Consider the following 18,575-nt stretch of genomic DNA (forward strand, 5'->3'; position numbering starts at 1 on the left):
GCCTCGTGCGTCCGGGGACTACAGGTCGATGCCGGTGAGCACCAGCACGCGCTCCTCGGTGAGGTCCTCCATCGCCGCGTGGACGCCCTCGCGGCCGGTGCCGGAGTCCTTCACACCGCCGTAGGGCATCTGGTCGGCGCGGAAGCTGGGCACGTCGCCGACGACGACGCCGCCGACGTCGAGCACCTGCGCGGCCCGGAACGCCACCTGCAGGTCGCGGGTGAAGACGCCGGCCTGCAGCCCGAAGCGACTGTCGTTGACCCGGTCGAAGGCCTCGTCGAGGGAGTCGACGGCGTCGATGACCACGACCGGGCCGAAGACCTCCTCGCAGGCCAGCTTCTCCGTCGCCGGGACGCCGGTGAGCACGGTGGGCGTGTACGTGGCGCCCTCGCGGACGCCGCCGGTGAGCAGCCGGGCGCCCGCGGCGACGGCCTCGTCCACCCAGGTCTCCACCCGGCGGGCGGCGGCCTCGTCGATGAGCGGGCCGACGTCGGTGGCCGGGTCGGTGGGGTCACCGGTGGCGAGCTTCTGCACCGCCTCGACCACGCGGCCGGTCAGCGCCTCGGCGACGGCGCGGTGGGCGAACACCCGCTGCACCGAGATGCAGGACTGACCGGCCTGGTACATGGCGAAGGTCGCGATCCGCGACGCCGCCCACGACAGCGACGTCTCGTCGTCCTGGTCGGGGCCGACGACGGCCGCGGCGTTGCCGCCGAGCTCCAGGGTGACGTGCTTGCGGGGCGCGGACTCGCGGATGGACCAGCCCACGGGCACCGAGCCGGTGAACGACACGACCGGCAGGCGGGGGTCGCGGACCAGGCCGGCGGCGACCTCGTTCGGCACCGGCAGCACCGACCACGAGCCGGCCGGCAGGTCGGTCTCGGCGAGCAGCTCGCCGAGCAGCAGCGCGGTCAGCGGCGTGGCCGGGGCGGGCTTGAGCACGATCGGGGCGCCGACGGCGATGGCCGGGGCGACCTTGTGGGCGACGAGGTTGAGCGGGAAGTTGAACGGCGCGATGCCGAGCACCGGCCCGCGGGGCACCCGCCGCACCAGGGCCATGCGGCCGGTGGCGGCGGGGTCGGTGTCCAGCCGCTGCAGCGTGCCCGACCAGCGGCGGGCCTCCTCGGCACCCCACCGGAAGGTCGACACCGCGCGGGCCACCTCCAGCCGGGCCCACTTCAGCGGTTTCCCCGACTCGGCGGTGATCAGCGCGGCGACCTCCTCGCTCCGCTCGGCGAGGCGGCGCGAGACGGAGTCCAGCGCCGCGGCCCGTACGTGCGCGGGGGTGGCGGCGAACTCGCGGCGCACCCGCGCGGCCGCGTCGACGGCGGCCTCGACGTCGTCGGCGGTGGCGGTCGTGGTCCGGCCGGCGAGCGACCCGTCGTGCGGGGAGCGGACCTCGAGCACCTCGCTGCCGTGGCCGGGGCGTCCGGCGATCCAGTGGGGCGTCGTGGTCACGGGTCCTCCTCGGGGTGGCTGCGGCTGCTGCGAGCGTGCCGGAGGAGGGCACCGTCCCGGGACGGCCGATCCGGCCACCGCCACGGCTCGGGTACGCCGGGATGGCACGGGCCCGGCGCGCCGGGCCCGTGCCGCCCGCGTCAGCTGAAGGCGGGCATGACCTCGTCGTGGATGAGCTGCAGCTGCTCGTCGACCGTCGCCACCCCGGCGATCTCGCGGCCGGTGAACGCCTTGACCAGCGAGGCGTCGGTGATCGCGGCGACGAGGTGGTTGACCCCCGTGGGCTCGATCTCCTTGATCTTCGCCGTGACCTCCTCGGGAGTGCCGGAGAACGACAGCTTGTCGGCGATCTCCGGGGTGGTGAGCTCGATGCCCTTCGCGAGGTCCCCACCGGCGATCGCGGCGATGATCGGCTGCAGGCTCTCCGGGTCCACGCCGTTGCGCTCGAGCTGCTCGGCGGGCATGGAGGAGGCGTAGATGCCGACCATGCTGCGGGCGGCGTCCTTGGCGGCGGCGGAGTCGCGGCCGACGGAGACGACCACCCAGGCGCCGAAGTCCAGCGTCGTCCAGTCCTTGCCGGCCCGCTCGGCGCCGATCCGCAGGTTCTCGGCGGCGTACTCGTAGGCCTCGCGGGTGTAGCTGAGCGCGTGGTGGCAGCCGTCGGAGTGCTCGGCCGCCGCCTGGAACGACTTCGGCCCGCGCATCGCGCCCATCTTCACCGGCAGCCGCTCCTGCACCGGCCGGGCGAAGGTGAACAGCCCGTCGTAGGAGAAGAACTCGCCGTCGAAGGTGATGGCGCCGTCGTCGAGGAACGTGCGCATGACCTTCACGCCCTCGACCACCCGCGACAGCGGCTTCGTCGTCCTCCAGTCCGTCTTGTACTGGGCCAGCAGGCCGAAGTTGCCGCTGGAGAGCACGACCTCCGCCCGGCCCCCGGTGAGCTCGTCGAGGGTGGCCGCGGCCTGGGCGATCAGGGTGGGCTCGCGCAGGGTGACCGCCGAGACGCTCGGGCCCATCCGCACCCGTGAGGTGCGCGCGGCCGCGGCCGCGAACAGCAGCCACAGGTCCTTGTGCCAGGTCTCGTCGGCGGCGTACACCGCGTGGAAACCGAGCTGGTCGGCCAGCTCGATCGCCCGCAGCGACTCCTCGAGCGGGTAGTCGGGCAGCATCGCGTAGCTGAACTTCATCGGATCTCCTCACTCACCGGGACGCCGGCGTCCCGCCGGATCTGCTGGAGCTGTGCGGCCACCTCGCGGGCGTCGCCCTCGGGGACGTGCGCGGAGTGCCGGTCGGGCCGGGCGGCGACCAGGTACAGCAGCCCGGTGCCGGCGACGACCGCCAGGCCGATGGCGACGATCCACCGGTCGAGGAAGGTCCCGGTGCCCGGTGCCGGGCGCAGCAGCAGCACGATGGCGAACACGCCGTAGGCCAGCGCCAGCACGTTGACCACCAGGCCGGCCGGGCCGAGGTTCCACACCCCCGCCGGGCGCCAGCCGCGCAGCCGCTGCCGCAGCGCCGCGAGCACCACGGCCTGGAAGGCGACGTAGATGCCGAGGACGGCGAAGGCGGTGACGCGGGCGAGGGAGTCCGGACGCCAGAAGACGAACAGGCAGATGAGCACGGGGACGGCGCAGACGACGAGCAGGGCGTTGGTCGGCACCGACTGGCGGATCGACACGTGCGACAGCCAGCCACTGGCCGGGAGCATCCGGTCGCGGGCGAAGGCGTAGAGCAGCCGGCTGCCGGCGGCCTGCAGCGACAGGACGCAGGAGACGAAGGCGACGACGGTGACGACGAGGAAGACCTTCGAGCCGACGGTCCCGAGCGCGCTCTCGAGGATCGTGGGGATCGGGTCGACGTCCTCGCCGGCCATGATCGCCTGCAGCTGCGCGTCGGGGGCGGCGAGCACGTACCCGGCGTAGGACAGGAAGCCCGAGACCCCGCCGACGACGATCGTCAGCACCATCGCCCGCGGGATGCGGCGGGCCGGGTCGGCGACCTCCTCGGCGACGTCACCGCAGGCCTCGAAGCCGTAGAAGAGGAACAGCCCGGACAGCGCCGCGGCGAGGAAGGTGCCGACGTAGCCCTCGCCGCCACCGGCGCCCAGGGTGTCGAAGAAGACCGAGAACGGCTGCTCCCGGCGGAACAGCAGCAGGTAGAGCCCCAGCGCGACGACGCCGACGAGCTCGGCGGCCAGGCCGATCTTCGCGATCCGGGCGAGCGTGCGGGTGCCGCTGTAGTTGACCAGGAAGGCGATCACCAGCAGCGCCACCGCCGTGGCGAGGAGGACGCCGGGGGTGGCCGCCATCCCGAACAGCGCGGCGACGAAGCCGCCGCCGAACTGGGCGACGGCCGTGACGGTCACGATGATCGCCCAGATGTAGACCCAGGAGACGATCCAGGCGTAGCGCCGGTTCCACAGCCGCCGGGTCCACGGGTAGATGCCGCCGGCCAGCGGGTACTGCGAGACGACCTCGCCGAAGACGAGCGCCACGAGCAGCTGGCCGACGCCCACGATGACGATCCACCAGATCGCCGGGGGCCCGCCGATGGAGAGGCTGTAGGCGAACAGCGAGTACACGCCGACCAGCGGCGACAGATAGGTGAAGCCGAGGGCGGTGTTGGCCCACAGGCCCATGCTCCGGTCGAACTCCCGGGAGTACCCCAGGGCGGCGAGCTGGGCGTCGTCGTCGGTCCTGCCGACGGGTGCTCCTGGTGCGGTCACCGGGCGGTCTCCTCGCAGGTGGGGGGCGCAACGGCGTGGGCCGCTGTGCCCCAGGCCACAGGGACGCGGGAAACCTATAGAGCCAGAGGTCAGAGGACAAGGCTCGTCGTCCGCGTGAGGCTGCCGCGCACGGCGGCCCGCTCAGGCGGTGAGCGCACTCCGGTCGTCCACCGGCACCAACCGCCAGGGGACGCCCGGGACGTCGGCGGCCGGGCCGGCGGCCACCTCCGCCGGGGACACCAGCGCGCCGACCAGCTCCCGCGGCGAGGTGGAGAGGACCACCCGGTCCTCTCCGTTGAGGAGCAGGAACGGCGCGCTCCTGTCGACCCGGCGCAGCAGGTGCGACTCGAACCGGCGCACCGAGACGTCGGCACCGGCCACGCCGACGAACTCCCCGTCGACGACGACCGGCTCGGTGAGCGTGAGGAGGTACCGCCCGGTGCCGTGGACGTCGACGTAGGGGCCGACGACGTGCCGCCGTCCGGTCCGCCGGGGGACGTCGAACCACTCGGCCGCCGTGTAGTCGTAGTAGCCGAGGCTGGTGGGCCGCAGGTCGGGCTCCAGGGTGCGCAGCCGGCCGCCGTCGGGGTCGACCTGCCACCACTCCAGGCGCAGCGGCAGGCCGCGCTCGGGACGCGGCGCCACGACCAGCCCGAGCCCGACGGCGAGCTGACCGGGCCGGTGCAGCAGGTCGCGGACGTCGTCGCCGAGGACCGGCCGTCCGGCCCGCAGCCCGTCGCGCGCCGTGGGCGCCAGCGCCGCGTCGCGCACCTCGGCGACGGTGGCGAACACCCCCTCCACGACCTCGGCCACCGTCCCGGTCACGGCGGCGGGGGCCCCGGGACGACCGGAGGTCACGAGACCTCCCGGCGGGCGACGGCCTCCCCGCCCGCGCGCAGCCTCAGTTCGATCGACCAGACCGTACGGGCCTCGATGTGCTCCTCGGTGAGCGTCCGGGCCGCGGCCGGGTCCCGGACCTCGATCGCCTCCACCACCGCCCGGTGGGCGGCGACGATGCGCTCGAGCAGGGCGGGCGCGTGGGCCGGGGGCCAGGGCAGCTGCCCGAGCTCCAGGTGCAGGTCCATCTCCTGCATGGTCAGCCGCACCGACTGCGCGCAGGCGGCCAGCTCGACGTAGTAGCGGCCCTCCGCCCGGCGCTGGCCGGTCACCGAGTCGGCCCGCGCCAACCGGTCGACGATGTCGCGCAGCCGGGCGATCTCGACGCGGGACGCCCGCGAGGCGGCCAGCCGGGCCGCCGCCGAGGCGACCGCACCGTGGGCGTCGCCGAGCTCGCGCAGGTCGGTGGTGGCCAGCTCGGCCAGCCGGGCGTCGGCCAACTCGCCGAGGACGTCGTCGCGCGCCTGCACGAAGCTGCCGCCGCCGCGGCCACGGCGCGTCTCGACCAGCCCGAGCCCGCGCAGCTCGGCCAGCGCCTCCCGCAGCGTCATCGTCGAGACGTTGAGCATGGTGGCCAGCTCGGTCTCGGCCGGGAGCTGCTCGCCGTCACCGAGCAGGCCCAGCGCGATGGCACTGCCCACCCGGCGCACCACCGCCTCGCTGCGGAGGGCCCCGTCGTCGAGGGGGGCGAAGACCGCGCGCCGGGCGTCCCCGCTGAGCAGTTGCACGCTCGCCTCCTGGAACCGGTCGATGACCCAGTGTCGCACCGCAGGCGGCCGCGCTTAACCATTGATTCCATAGGTTTCAGTGGTTAGCGTGACCCGCACCTCAGCCGCCGTGGAACGAGGAGCACGCAGTGACCCAGGTCCAACCCGAACGGACGCCGGGGGCCCCGCCCCTCGTCGATGCCCTCGCGGTGCCGTTCACCCCGGGCGCCCCGTCGAACCCACCGGAGCTCGCCGCCTACCCCGAGACGCTCGCCGGCCCGGTCCCCGCACCGCGCCAGGACCCGAGGACGGCGGCCTTCGTCGAGCAGTGGCGCAACGCCTCGTACAACTGCTACTCCTCGGGCCACAAGTTCTGCCGCGAGGTCTGCCCGGTCACCCAGGTCGAGCGCAACGAGTCCTGGACCCCCACGGCGTTCCACGCCAACGTCGTGGCGATGGAGCGCGGCGAGCTCGACGTCGAGGACGTCGCCGCCGACTACGTCAACTGCACCCAGTGCGGCGCGTGCGAGCTGCGCTGCCCCAACACGCTGTTCACCGGCGACTTCTACCGGTTCCGCACCCGCACGGTCGACGTCGTCAAGGCAGTGCGGTCGCTGGCCGTGGAGAGCGGCGTGCACCAGCCCAACTGGCAGGTGTGGAACGAGCGCACCGACCTGCGCACCCACGAGCCGGTGCTCGGCGAGACCCCGGTGAGCCAGGAGCGGGTGCGGGACTGGGCCGAGGGCCTGGACATCCCGGTCGGCGGGGAGACCGTCCTGTTCGTCGACTGCGAGGCCGCCTTCTACCGGACGTCGGTGCCGCGCGCGGTGGCGCAGGTGCTGCAGATGGCCGGCTACGAGTTCGGCCTCATGGGCGAGCAGTGGTGCTGCGGCGGCCCGGCCGCCGAGATGGGCTACGCCGAGCAGGCGCAGCGCTTCGCGCGGCACAACCTCGACAACTGGCGGGCGACGGGCACGAAGCGGCTGCTGGTCCTCGACCCGCACGACTACATCAGCTTCACCGAGGACTACCCGCGCTACTTCGGCGCGGAGTTCGACATCGAGGTCGTGCTCGTCATCGAGGTGTTCGCCCAGCTGCTGCGCGAGGGGCGGCTGACCCCGTCGGTGCCGGTCGACCGGGCGATCACCTACCACGACCCGTGCCGGCTCAACAAGCGCAAGGGGATCTGGGCCGAGCCCCGGGACCTGCTGCGCGCCATCCCCGGGCTGCGGTTCGAGGACGTCGACCGGGTGACGCAGTGGTCCTACTGCTCCGGCGGTGGCGGCGGCCTGCCGATCGAGAAGCCCGAGCTGACCCGGAAGATCAGCGCGCTGCGGCTGGAGCGGGCCGCCGAGCTCGACGTCGACACCCTGGTCAGCGCCTGCCCCTGGTCGGAGCGCCCGCTGTCGGAGGCCGGCGACGCGGAGGACATCGACGTCGTCGACCTGCACGAGCTGTTCGCCCAGTCGCTCGGCATCACCGTCGGCGGCTCCCGCGGTGACGTCGGCGACCGCCGGCTGGCCCAGGAGCGCAGCGGCGTCCCCGGCCGGGCCCGGCGGGCGCACGGCAGCTCGCGCGGCGGCTGCGGCGGAGGCGGCTGTGGCGGCGGGTGCGGGAACGGTTCCGGCGGCTGCGGGTGCGGGGGGCACTGACCGTGACGATCACCGAACCGGCACCGTTCACCACCGAACCGCTCAGCGACGACCGCCTGCACCAGCTGGTCGCCGCGCTGCGCCGCGTCCTGTCCGACGACCAGGTGCTGCTCGGCAAGGCCGACCGCTACAACCGGGCCCGTGTGCCCGCGCCCTTCCCGGTGCACCGCTGGTCGGAGCGGGTCCCCGACGTCGTGGTCATGCCCACCTCCACCGAGCAGGTGGCAGCGGTGGTGCGCATCGCCAACGAGCTGCGCATCCCCGTCGTCCCCCGCGACGGCGGTACCGGTCTCACCGACGGCGCCGTCCCGCACCGCCGCGGCATCGTCGTCGACGTCAAGAAGATGAACGAGATCCACGAGCTGGACCTGGAGAACCGGACCGTCACCGTCGGCACCGGGATCAACATGCTCAAGCTCAACGAGCGGCTGGCCCGGTACGGGCTGTTCTACCCCGACGACCCCGCGTCCTACCCGTGCTCGCTGGTCGGCGGCCGCATCGGCACCAGCGGCTGGTCGCTCATCGGCTCCCGGTACGGCCACACCCGCGACCTGGTGCTCAGCTTCGACCACGTCCTGCCCACCGGCGAGGTGCTGCACGTCGGCGACGGCATCGGCCAGAAGATCAGCAAGAGCTCCAGCGGCTACCAGCTCAAGCACCTGTTCATGGGTCACCAGGGCACGCTCGGCATCGCCACGAAGGCGACGCTCAAGCTGTTCCCCAAGCCCGAGGCCGAGCTCTCGCCGTTCTGGGCCTTCGACGACTACGACGCCGCGCACGCCTGCACCGGCGCGCTCGCCCGCGCCGGGGTGGCCACCTTCGCCGGCGCGGTGCTGTTCGACGAGCACAAGGTCGCCTACCTGCGGCGCGACGACGAGGCCTACATCCCCCAGCCGGCCGACGTCCGGGCGCTGGTCTGCGCGGTGATGTACGGCTACGACGACGAGGTCCGCGCCGGCGGGAAGAGGTTGTTCCGGATCGCCAGGGAGCACGGTGCGCGCTACCTCGGCGACGAGATCTCCGAGGGCGACTGGGCCGCCCGGCACGACCGGTACGCCACCCCCCTGCACGGCCGCACCAAGGACGGCCAGGTCATCCCGATGTCCTGGCACTGCGAGGACGCCGCGGTGAACTTCACCGCCGTCCCCGCGGTCAGCCGGGCCTGGCACGAGATCCTGGCCGACCTGCGGCGGAGGACCGACGTCTTCGACGACTGGGGCATGTTCGCCTACACCTCGGGCAGCACCGGGGTCGACTACCTCACCGAGATCGACGTCGGCATCTGGGAGCAGCGCCTCGACGACGCCGCGTGGGCGGCGTGGGTGCAGGCCAAGCGCGACATCGCCGCCGTGGCCATCGCGCACGGCGGGTCGATGAGCGCCTGTCACGGGTCCTGCCGCGAGGGCGAGGTCGACCTGCTCCCGCTGGAGCTGGGGAAGGGCTTCGACGTGATGCTCGAGGTCAAGCGGGCGCTGGACCCCAACAACGTCATGAACCCGGGCAAGTACCTGCTCGACCGGGCCTACGGGAGGGACACGACCGATGAGAACCGGTGACCAGCCCGCCGGCCCGGCCGCGACCGCGCCGTACCGCTTCGCCGAGCAGCACACCCCGCCGCCGGCCGTCCGGGCCAGCGAGGTGGCGCAGACGACCTTCGAGCACGTCTACGAGGTCGACCCGCGGCTGATGCAGGAGCACGTGCTGCAGCAGGTGTTCCCCAACTGGGACACGCTGCGGATCATGCGCAGCCGGCACGACCACCTCGCCTGGATGCACCGGCACTTCGCGCACACGGTCGTCACCGGCTCGGAGCTGCTCGCGGAGGTCGAGGCGGAGACGGCCGGACCGGGGAATCCGCAGGCACCGACCCCCGGCCCTGGACCGATCAGCGGTCCGGTAGCACCATGACGACCGGATCAGCACTTCCGTCGGACGAGAGGGACCTGGAGTGAGCGAGAAGCTCGAGCTGCGCAACGTCGTCGGTGGGGAGCACGTGGACACCGCCGACGGCCGCCGGATGGACCTGGTCGACCCCTCCACCGGCGAGGTGTTCGGCTCCGCGCCCGTGTCGGGGCCGGAGGACGTCGACCGCGCCTACCGGGCCGCCGCCGACGCGTTCGAGACCTGGCGGGACACCACCCCCTCGGAGCGGCAGCAGGCGCTGCTGAAGCTCGCGGACGCCGTCGAGGAGCACGCCGAGGAGCTCGTGGCGCTGGAGAGCCGCAACACCGGCAAGCCGATCGGGCTGACCACCTCGGAGGAGATCCCCCCGATGGTCGACCAGATCCGGTTCTTCGCCGGCGCAGCCCGCACGCTGGAGGGCAAGGCCGCCACGGAGTACATGAAGGGGCACACCAGCTTCGTCCGCCGGGAACCCATCGGCGTCGTCGGCCAGGTGACCCCGTGGAACTACCCGATGATGATGGCGGTCTGGAAGATCGCCCCGGCGCTGGCGGCGGGCAACACCGTCGTCCTCAAGCCGTCGGACACCACCCCGGTCACCACGCTGCGGCTGGCCGAACTCGCCGCGGAGATCCTGCCGCCGGGCGTCCTCAACGTCGTCTGCGGCGACCGAGACACCGGCCGGGCGCTGGTGGAGCACCGCACCCCGCAGCTCGTGGCGATCACCGGGTCGGTGCGCGCCGGCATGGAGGTGGCGGGCGCGGCGGCCCGGGACGTCAAGCGGGTCCACCTGGAGCTGGGCGGCAAGGCACCGGTCGTGGTCTTCGACGACGCCGACCTCGAGGCCGCGGCCGAGGCGATCGCCGTCGCCGGGTACTTCAACGCCGGGCAGGACTGCACCGCCGCCTCCCGCGTGCTGGCCGGCCCCGGCATCCACGACGACTTCGTCGCGGCGCTGACCGAGCAGGCCCGCAACACCGCCACGACCTACGCCAACGGCGCCGGTGACGAGGACGCCCTGGTGCCGCCGGTGAACAACGCGAACCAGCTGGCCCACGTCACCGGCTTCCTCGACCGCGCGCCCGACCACGCCGAGATCACCGCCGGCGGGCACCGGCAGGGCGACCGCGGCTTCTTCGTGGAGCCGACCGTGGTGGCGGGCCTGCGCCAGGGCGACGAGATGGTGCAGCGGGAGGTCTTCGGCCCGGTGATCACCGTGCAGCGGTTCACCGACGAGGACGAGGCGGTGCGCTGGGCGAACGGCGTCGACCTGGGCCTGGCCTCCAGCGTGTGGACGAGGGACTTCGGCCGGGCGATGCGGATGAGCAGGCGGCTGGACTTCGGCTGCGTGTGGATCAACACCCACATCCCGCTGGTCGCCGAGATGCCGCACGGCGGGTTCAAGCACTCCGGCTACGGCAAGGACCTCTCCCTCTACGGCCTGGAGGACTACACCCGCGTCAAGCACGTCATGGCCAACATCGAGTCCTGACCCACCGCTCCCAACCCACGGCGGGGCCCCGGTCCACCCGGACCGGGGCCCCGCTCGTGTCCGTCCCGAGTGAGCACCTGCGGTCGGCGACACGCGCGGACGCGCCGGTAGCACCGACCTCGACCGCACAGTCGCGGGTGTCCACAGCTGCCGCGCCCGTCCACCGGTGCCCGCCGCCTCCGCCCACCGCACCCGGTCGCGGCGAGCGTCGGTGCATGACCAGGTACCTGCTCCCGCCGACCTACACCCGCGCGGCCGCCGACGTCGCCGAGATGACCCGCACACAGCTCGCGAGGGACGGCGTCCGGGTCACCCGTGGTGCCTTCATCTCCCGGTCGGTACCGCTGACGACGGCGAGCGCCACCCGTGCCGCGCTCGCCGTCCTCCCGGAGGGCACGGTCGCCTCCCACGCGACCGCGGCCGTCCTGCTGGGGGCACCGCTCAGGGCCGCGTGGCCGCTCGAGTTCGCGGTGCGGCCGGGCGTGTACCGGGCGCGCCGGCAGCGCATCCGCGTCCACGTCCGCGGCCTGACCGCACGCGACGAGGTCCGGTGCCTGGGGCTCCCGGTCACCAGCGGTCCGCAGACCTGGCTGGACCTGGCCGCCCGGATGCCGGCCCAGGACCTGGTCGTCATCGGGGACGCCCTGTACCGGGCGGGACACCTGGACGCCGCGACGCTGGCCGAGCGGCTGGAGCGGGCGGACGGCGTCCGTGGAGTCGTCAGGGCGCGGGAGTGCGCTCCGCTGCTGACGCCGATGGCCGCGTCCCGGCCGGAGAGCCCGATCCGCTACTGGGTGGTCACCGGCGGGCTGCCCATCCCCGTCCCGCAGCTCCCCGTGGTCGACCGCCGGGGACGCACCGTGGCGCACGCGGACCTCGGCTACGAGGAGTGGAAGATCGCGCTGGAGTACGAGGGACGCCACCACGCTGAGTGGCGCCAGTTCCGGCGGGACCTCGACCGCTACTCGCTCATGGCCGCGCACGGATGGCTGGTCCTGCGCTTCGGCGAGGACGACCTCGGCCGCCGTGTCCGGGTGCTGTCCCGGGTGGCCGGGGCCCTCGAGAGCCGGGGTGCCCGGTGATGACCGGCGGGTCGAGTGCGCAGTCGTGGTCGACGACACGGAAGGACACGCCGGGCGCCGCGACCACGGCTGCTCACTCGATCCGCGGACGTGAGCGTCTCAGCGGCCGAGCACCTCGCGCAGCGCCGCGAGCACGAGCGCCACCTTGTCGGGGGCGGCGTTGGGGCCCATGAGCCCGATCCGCCACACGGTGGCGGCGTACGCGCCGACCCCGCCGCCGATCTCGAGGTCGTAGCGCTCGAGCAGCTCCTTGCGCACGGCCGCCGGGTCGACGCCGTCGGGCACGCGGACGGTGGTCAGCTCCGGCAGCCGGTGCCCCTCGGCGGCGAACAGTTCCAGGCCCAGTTCCTGCAGACCCTCGTGCAGCAGCCGGCCGGCCTCGGCGTGCCGGGCGTGCACCGCCTCCAGGCCCTCGTCGAGGACCCGGCCGAGCCCGGCGTGCAGCGACACGACCATCCCGGTCGGCGCCGTGTGGTGGTAGGTGCGGCCACCCGACCCCGCGGCCTCGCCGGCGTACCCGCCGAGCATGCCGAGGTCGAGGTACCAGCTCTGCGGCCTCTCGATCCGCCGCTCCCACGCCCGGTCGGAGATGGTGAACGGCGCCAGGCCCGGCGCCACGCCCAGGCACTTCTGCGTGCCGGAGTAGGCCAGGTCCACGCCCCACTCGTCGAGCCGCACCGGGATGCCGCCCAGCGAGGTGACGCAGTCGGCCAGCAGCAGCGCGTCGCCCTTGCCGGCGGCCAGCGGCTCGAGGTCGGAGCGGACGCCGGTGGAGGTCTCGGCGTGCACGGCGGCGATCAGCTTCGGCGCGGGGTGTGCGGCGAGCACGCGTTCGGCGTCGACCGGCTGCCCCCACTCGTGGTCGACCCGCACCACCTCGGCACCGCACCGGGAGGCGACGTCGACCATCCGCTCGCCGAACAGGCCGTTGACCGCCACGACGACGACGTCGCCCGGGCCGACGGTGTTGACGAAGGAGGCCTCCATGCCCGCCGAGCCGGTGGCCGACAGCGGCAGCGTGCGCCGGTTCGCGGTGCCGAACACCGTGCGCAGCCGCTCGGAGGTCTCGTCGAGGACGCCGAGGAACACCGGGTCCAGGTGGCCGAGCAGCGGCTGCCCGAGGGCGACGGTCGCCTCCGGGTAGGGGTTGGAGGGGCCGGGACCGAGCAGGGTGCGGGCGCGCAGCGGCATGCGCCGCACACTAGGACCGGCCCTGCGCCACCGCTCCCCCGGCACCCCACGGGTCGGCGTCCGGCCGGTGCACCGGACCGCCGTCCCGGACGAGCCGCTCGAGCAGGTCTGCGGCGGCCGCGGCGCCGCCGTGCCGGGCCAGCGACGCGGCGACCGCAGCCGCGCGCTCCCGGTGGCCGGGGTCGGCGAGCACCCGGTCGACGGCGGCGGCCACCTGCCGCGGCGAGGGCCGGCCGGTCCGCAGGTCGACGCCGGCGCCGGAGCGGGCCACCCGGCGGGCGATCTCCGGCTTGTCGAGCGTGCCGCCGGCCACCACGAGCGGCACGCCGGCGCCCAGCGACGCGAGCACGCCGCCCCAGCCACCGTTGGTCACCACCACGGCCGTCCGCGGAGCAGCACGTCGTACGGGAGGATCTCCGCCTGCCACGCGTCTGGCCGCCGGAGATCACCGACCCGGCGTGATCGCCGGTCGACCGGGCCCGCCCGGACACCGGCGGCTGGGGAGCCTCCTGCGGTGCCGCTGGCACTCCTGCGGTGCCGCGGCACCGCGGGAGCGCCAGGGGCACCGCAGGAGCGGGCGTCCGGCCGTCAGCCCCTGGTCGGGTCGGACGGCCCCGGGGCGCCGGGCTGGCCGGGCAGCGCCGGCTCCTCCGGCCGGGCGTCGATGCCGGCCTCCTTGCGCTGGGCGTCGGTGATCGGCGTCGGCGCGCCGGTCAGCGGGTCGAACCCGGCACCGGTCTTGGGGAACGCGATGACCTCGCGGATCGAGTCGACGCCGGCCAGCAGCGCGGTGAGCCGGTCCCAACCCAGCGCCGCGCCGGCGTGCGGCGGCGGGCCGTAGGCGAACGCCTCGAGGAAGAACCCGAACCGCTCCCGGGCCTCCTCGCGCGACATGCCCAGGGTCTCGAACACCCGCTCCTGCAGGGCGGCGTCGTGGATGCGGACCGAGCCGCTCATCACCTCGTTGCCGTTGATCACCATGTCGTAGGCGTCGGACAGCGCCGCGCCCTTGTCGTCGGCGAAGCCCTCCCGCCACTCCGGCGTGGGCGAGGTGAACGGGTGGTGCATGAACGTCCAGGAGCCGTCCTCGGTCTCCTCGAACATCGGGAAGTCGACGACGAAGAGGAACGACCAGCTGCCCGGCTCGATCAGGTCCAGCCGCTTGGCGATCTCGTTGCGCGCGGCGCCGAGCAGCTCCTGGGAGGTGCGGCGGGTGCCGGCGGCGAAGAACACGCAGTCACCCGGGGAGGCGCCCACGGCCTCGACCAGCCCCGCCCGCTCGGCCTCGGAGATGTTCTTGGCCACCGGGCCGCCGAGCGTGCCGTCCTCGGCGATCGTCACGTAGGCCAGGCCGCGGGAGCCGCGCGAGCGGGCCCAGTCCTGCCAGGCGTCGAAGGCGCGCCGCGGCTGCGAGCCGCCACCGGGCATGACCACCGCGCCGACGTAGGGGGCCTGGAAGACGCGGAACGGGGTGTCGGCGAAGAACGACGTCAGCTCGGTGAGCTCGATGCCGAAGCGCAGGTCGGGCTTGTCCGACCCGAACCGGTCCATCGCCTCGCGGTAGGTCATCCGCGGGATCTCGGGCACCTCGTAGGAGGCGAGCTCACGCCACAGCGCGCGGACGACGTCCTCGGCGACGGCGAGCACGTCGTCGCGCTCGACGAAGCTCATCTCGAAGTCCAGCTGGGTGAACTCCGGCTGCCGGTCGGCGCGGAAGTCCTCGTCCCGGAAGCAGCGGGCGATCTGGTAGTAGCGCTCGAGCCCGCCGATCATCAGCAGCTGCTTGAACAACTGCGGCGACTGCGGCAGCGCGTACCACTTGCCGGGCTGCAGGCGCACCGGGACGACGAAGTCGCGGGCGCCCTCCGGGGTGGACCGGGTCAGGTTCGGCGTCTCCACCTCGGCGAACCCGTGCCCGGCCATGACGCCGCGGGCGATCCGGTTGATCTCGCTGCGCAGCCGCAGCGCGCGGGCCGGGCCCTGCCGGCGCAGGTCCAGGTAGCGGTACCGGTAGCGGACGTCGTCGGAGGCGGCGGCGTCGGTCTCGATCGGGAACGGCAGCGGCGCGGCCGACGACAGCACGGTGAGCGTCTCCGCGGCGACCTCGATCTCACCGGTCGGCAGCTCGGGGTTCTCGTTGCCGGCCGGGCGCTGTCGGACCTCCCCGGTCACCTGCACGCAGAACTCGTTGCGGAGGGCGTGCGCCTCCTCCTCGCGGACGACGACCTGGACGTAGCCCGACGCGTCGCGCAGGTCGACGAAGACGACGCCGCCGTGGTCGCGGCGGCGGGCGACCCAGCCGGCGAGGGTGACGGGGGAACCGGCGTCGGACGCGCGCAGCGTGCCGGCGTCGTGGGTGCGGAGCACAGGGGGTGCCTTTCGGGGAGTGGTCTACCAGCGGTCGTGGACGTGCGCGCGGATGCGCTCGTCGTAGAGCCGCTCGAGGTCGGCGAGCTCGGCGTCGGACAGCGGCGGCAGGTCGGCGGCCGCGGCGTTGGACCGGGCCTGCTCCACCGAGCGGGCGCCGGGGATGACGCAGGTGACCCCGGGCTGCTGGACCACCCAGCGCAGCGCCACCTGGGCGGGGCTGCGGTCGCCGCAGATCGCGGTGAACTCGCGGGCGGCGGCCACCCCGACGTCGTAGGGCACGCCGGAGAAGGTCTCGCCGACGTCGAAGGCCTCGCCGTTGCGGTTGAAGTTCCGGTGGTCGTCGGCGCCGAACGTCGTCGACTCGCTGTAGCGGCCCGAGAGCAGGCCGCTGGCCAGCGGCACCCGCGCCAGGATGCCGACGCCGCGCGCGGCGGCCGCGGGCAGCAGCTGCTCCAGCGGCTTGCGGCGGAAGACGTTGAGGATCACCTGGATCGACTGCACGCCGGGGTGCTCCAGCGCGGTCAGCCCCTCGGCGACGGTCTCCACCGAGACGCCGTAGGCCGCCAGCGAGCCGTCGTCGACCATCGCGTCGAGCGCGTCGTAGACCCGCTGGTCGGAGTAGACGGCCGGCGGCGGGCAGTGCAGCTGCACCAGGTCGAGGGTGTCGACGCCGAGGTTGCGCCGCGACCGGTCGATCCAGGCGCGCAGGTTCTCCGGCGTGTACTGCGCGGCCTCGAACGGGTCGGCGCGGCGGCCGGCCTTGGTGGCCACGAACGGCCGGTCCGGCCGCGCGGCCAGCGCCTTGCGGATGCGCTCCTCGCTGCGGCCGTCGCCGTAGACGTCGGCGGTGTCGAGCAGCGTGACGCCGGCGTCGAGGGCGGCGTCGAGGACCTCGCCGGCGGTGTCCTCGTCGACGTCGCCCCAGTCGCCGCCCAGCTGCCAGGTGCCCAGGCCGACCACGCCCACGTCCGCGCCGGTCCGTCCGAGAGGCCGTGTCTCCATCAGTTCCCCACCGCCGTCCTCAGCGCCTCGAACAGGTCACCCACGGGGACGGCGCGCTGGTCCCCCGTGCGCAGGTCCTTGAGCTGGCCGACGCCGTCGGCCAGGTCCCGGTCCCCGACGACGACCGCGTGCGTGGCACCCGACCGGTCGGCCGCCTTCATCGCGCCCTTGAGTCCACGGTCGCCGTAGACGGTGTCGGCCGCCACCCCGGCCTCGCGCAGCTGCCCCACCAGCCGGACCGCCAGCCGCTTGGCCTCGGTCCCCAGCGGGACGACGAAGGCCTGCACCCCGGGCGACGCGGCGACGTCGAGACCCTCGGCCGCGACCGCCAGCAGGGTCCGGTCCACGCCGACGGCGTAGCCGATGCCCGACACGTCGGGGCCGCCGAGCGCCGCCGACAGCCCGTCGTAGCGGCCACCGCCGCCGATCGCCGACTGCGCGCCCAGGCCGTTGTGCACGAACTCGAACGTCGTCTTCGTGTAGTAGTCCAGGCCGCGGACGAGGCGCGGCGCCTCGGTCCAGGCCACGCCGAGGTCGGTCAGGTGCTGGCGGACGGCGTCGTAGTGCGCCCGCGTGGAGTCCGACAGGTGGTCGACCATCAAGGGGGCGTCGCCGAGCTGGGCCTGCACCTCGGGCCGCTTGTCGTCGAGCACCCGCAGGGGGTTGATCTCCGCGCGGCGCCGGGTCTCCTCGTCGAGGTCCAGCTTCTCGAGGTACGCGACGAGCAGCTCGCGGTACTGCGGCCGGCAGGTGGCGTCGCCCAGCGAGGTGAGCAGCAGCTCGAAGTCGGTGAGCCCGAGGTCGCGGAAGCCCTGCACCCCCAGCGCGACCACCTCGGCGTCCAGCGCGGGGTCGTCCACGCCGAGCGCCTCCATGTCGACCTGCGTGAAGTGCCGGTAGCGGCCGGCCTGCGGGCGCTCGTAGCGGAACGCCGAGCCGACCGTCCACAGCTTCACCGGCAGCGGCCCGGTGTGCAGCCGGTGCTCGATGAAGGCCCGCATCAGCCCGGCGGTGAGCTCGGGGCGCAGCGTCAGGGAGCGGCCGCCGCGGTCGGCGAACGTGTACATCTCCTTCGTCACGACGTCGGTGGACTCCCCCACCCCGCGGCTGAAGACGGCGGTCTCCTCGAACACCGGTGTCTCGACGTAGCCGTAGCCGGCCCGGCGCAGCGGCGCGGTGAGCGTGTCGCGGACGGCGAGGAAGCGGGCCGACTCCGGCGGCAGGACGTCGAAGGTGCCCTTGGGTGCGCTCAGGCCGCTCACAGGCCCCGTCCCGACGGCGCGGAGGCGGCCTCGGCCAGGTACGGGTTGGTGGCGCGCTCGCGGCCGATCGTCGTCGCCGGACCGTGGCCGGGCAGCACCACCGTCGCGTCGTCCAGCGGCAGGACGACGTCGCGCAGCGAGGCGAGCATCGACCCCCACGACCCGCCGGGCAGGTCCACCCGGCCGACCGACCCGGCGAACAGCACGTCGCCGGCGAGCAGCCCGGGGGCCTCCCCCAGGTCGAGGGAGAACACGACCGAGCCCTGCGTGTGCCCCGGGGCGTGGCGGACGGTGAGCTCGACGCCGGCCAGGGACAGCACGGCGCCGTCGTCGAGGGGCCGGACGTCGGAGGGGTCGGGTAGCCGCACGCCGGTGATCAGCGGGGCCAGCGCCGGGCCGTGCCAGCGGGCGGGGTCGGCGAGCATGCCGTTGTCGCCCGGGTGCAGGTAGGCCGGGATGTCGTAGCCGTCGCACACCGGCAGCACGGAGAACGTGTGGTCGAGGTGGCCGTGGGTCAGCACGACGGCGACCGGCTTGAGCCCGTCCTCGGCCAGCATCCGCGCGAGGGGCTCCACCGCGTCCATGCCGGGGTCGACGACGACGCACTCCGAGCGCGGCCCCGGGGCGACGGCGTAGCAGTTGGTCCCGAAGGCGCCGGCCGGGAACGAGCGGATGAGCACCCGTGCAGGTTACGCGGGTGATCGCAGGCACCTCGCGGTCCGGCGACCGGGCACGGTCAGGGACGCCACCTACACTCGCGGCCGAGCAGCGGGGAAACCGCGCGCGCGGCCGCGTCACGAGCACAGCCGCCGCGGGAGCCGGGCCCGCCGAGCAG

16 protein-coding genes are annotated in these 18,575 nt (G+C 74.1%); 5 read left to right on the top strand and 11 right to left on the bottom strand.

What is annotated here, in order from left to right; all coding sequences use genetic code 11:
• Positions 1 to 18 precede the first annotated feature (18 nt).
• The 5 genes from BM165_RS20650 to BM165_RS20670 form a co-directional block, all read right to left on the bottom strand.
• Entirely contained in the window at positions 19 to 1,458 is a 1,440-nt protein-coding gene (locus BM165_RS20650) for an aldehyde dehydrogenase family protein (RefSeq protein ID WP_177225266.1), read from the bottom strand.
• A 140-nt stretch (positions 1,459 to 1,598) separates the two neighbouring features.
• Entirely contained in the window at positions 1,599 to 2,645 is a 1,047-nt protein-coding gene (locus tag BM165_RS20655; RefSeq protein WP_075015416.1) for an LLM class flavin-dependent oxidoreductase, read from the bottom strand.
• A complete protein-coding gene (locus BM165_RS20660; RefSeq protein ID WP_208976823.1) occupies positions 2,642 to 4,183 on the bottom strand; it encodes an APC family permease in 1,542 nt (513 codons plus the stop codon). The genes BM165_RS20655 and BM165_RS20660 overlap by 4 nt, the downstream gene beginning before the upstream one ends.
• Positions 4,184 to 4,324: 141 nt before the next feature.
• Complete coding sequence (locus tag BM165_RS20665; protein ID WP_075015417.1) at positions 4,325 to 5,041, bottom strand: PDC sensor domain-containing protein; 717 nt, start codon at positions 5,039 to 5,041, stop codon at positions 4,325 to 4,327.
• The gene (locus tag BM165_RS20670) at positions 5,038 to 5,808 is read right to left on the bottom strand and encodes a FadR/GntR family transcriptional regulator (protein WP_075015418.1); all 771 of its coding nucleotides are present in this window, start codon (positions 5,806 to 5,808) and stop codon (positions 5,038 to 5,040) included. Before BM165_RS20670 ends, BM165_RS20665 begins: the two co-directional genes overlap by 4 nt.
• A 128-nt stretch (positions 5,809 to 5,936) precedes the next feature.
• Here BM165_RS20670 and BM165_RS20675 point away from each other — a divergent pair, with 128 nt between their 5' ends.
• From BM165_RS20675 to BM165_RS20695, 5 genes are all read left to right on the top strand, one after another.
• Entirely contained in the window at positions 5,937 to 7,439 is a 1,503-nt protein-coding gene (locus tag BM165_RS20675; protein WP_208976824.1) for a (Fe-S)-binding protein, read from the top strand.
• 2 nt (positions 7,440 to 7,441) lie between these two features.
• Positions 7,442 to 8,995, top strand: a complete 1,554-nt coding sequence (locus tag BM165_RS20680; RefSeq protein WP_208976825.1) for an FAD-binding oxidoreductase — start codon at positions 7,442 to 7,444, stop codon at positions 8,993 to 8,995.
• Positions 8,982 to 9,347: a hypothetical protein gene (locus tag BM165_RS20685; RefSeq protein WP_075015419.1), complete on the top strand. Its 366-nt coding sequence runs from the start codon at positions 8,982 to 8,984 to the stop codon at positions 9,345 to 9,347. Before BM165_RS20680 ends, BM165_RS20685 begins: the two co-directional genes overlap by 14 nt.
• Positions 9,348 to 9,387: 40 nt before the next feature.
• Complete coding sequence (locus BM165_RS20690; protein WP_075015420.1) at positions 9,388 to 10,833, top strand: gamma-aminobutyraldehyde dehydrogenase; 1,446 nt, start codon at positions 9,388 to 9,390, stop codon at positions 10,831 to 10,833.
• A gap of 215 nt (positions 10,834 to 11,048) precedes the next feature.
• Positions 11,049 to 11,915: a hypothetical protein gene (locus tag BM165_RS20695; protein WP_075015421.1), complete on the top strand. Its 867-nt coding sequence runs from the start codon at positions 11,049 to 11,051 to the stop codon at positions 11,913 to 11,915.
• 99 nt (positions 11,916 to 12,014) lie between these two features.
• On the opposite strand, the gene BM165_RS20700 is transcribed toward BM165_RS20695, so the two are convergent.
• From BM165_RS20700 to BM165_RS20725, 6 genes are all read right to left on the bottom strand, one after another.
• Positions 12,015 to 13,106, bottom strand: a complete 1,092-nt coding sequence (locus BM165_RS20700; RefSeq protein ID WP_075015525.1) for a pyridoxal-phosphate-dependent aminotransferase family protein — start codon at positions 13,104 to 13,106, stop codon at positions 12,015 to 12,017.
• A gap of 10 nt (positions 13,107 to 13,116) precedes the next feature.
• Positions 13,117 to 13,485, bottom strand: a complete 369-nt coding sequence (locus BM165_RS20705; protein ID WP_075015422.1) for a glycosyltransferase — start codon at positions 13,483 to 13,485, stop codon at positions 13,117 to 13,119.
• A gap of 209 nt (positions 13,486 to 13,694) precedes the next feature.
• On the bottom strand, positions 13,695 to 15,473 hold the full coding sequence (aspS, locus tag BM165_RS20710; RefSeq protein WP_075015423.1) for an aspartate--tRNA ligase: 1,779 nt from the start codon (positions 15,471 to 15,473) through the stop codon (positions 13,695 to 13,697).
• Positions 15,474 to 15,497: 24 nt separating this feature from the next.
• Positions 15,498 to 16,436 (bottom strand): aldo/keto reductase, encoded by a 939-nt coding sequence (locus BM165_RS20715; protein ID WP_244274371.1) that lies wholly within the window; start codon positions 16,434 to 16,436, stop codon positions 15,498 to 15,500.
• Between the two features lie 41 nt (positions 16,437 to 16,477).
• On the bottom strand, positions 16,478 to 17,740 hold the full coding sequence (gene hisS, locus BM165_RS20720) for a histidine--tRNA ligase (protein ID WP_075015425.1): 1,263 nt from the start codon (positions 17,738 to 17,740) through the stop codon (positions 16,478 to 16,480).
• Positions 17,737 to 18,420: an MBL fold metallo-hydrolase gene (locus BM165_RS20725; RefSeq protein ID WP_075015426.1), complete on the bottom strand. Its 684-nt coding sequence runs from the start codon at positions 18,418 to 18,420 to the stop codon at positions 17,737 to 17,739. Before BM165_RS20725 ends, hisS begins: the two co-directional genes overlap by 4 nt.
• Positions 18,421 to 18,575: the final 155 nt, after the last annotated feature.

The organism is Geodermatophilus obscurus (genome assembly GCF_900115395.1).
GTDB classification, from domain to species: domain Bacteria; phylum Actinomycetota; class Actinomycetes; order Mycobacteriales; family Geodermatophilaceae; genus Geodermatophilus; species Geodermatophilus obscurus_B.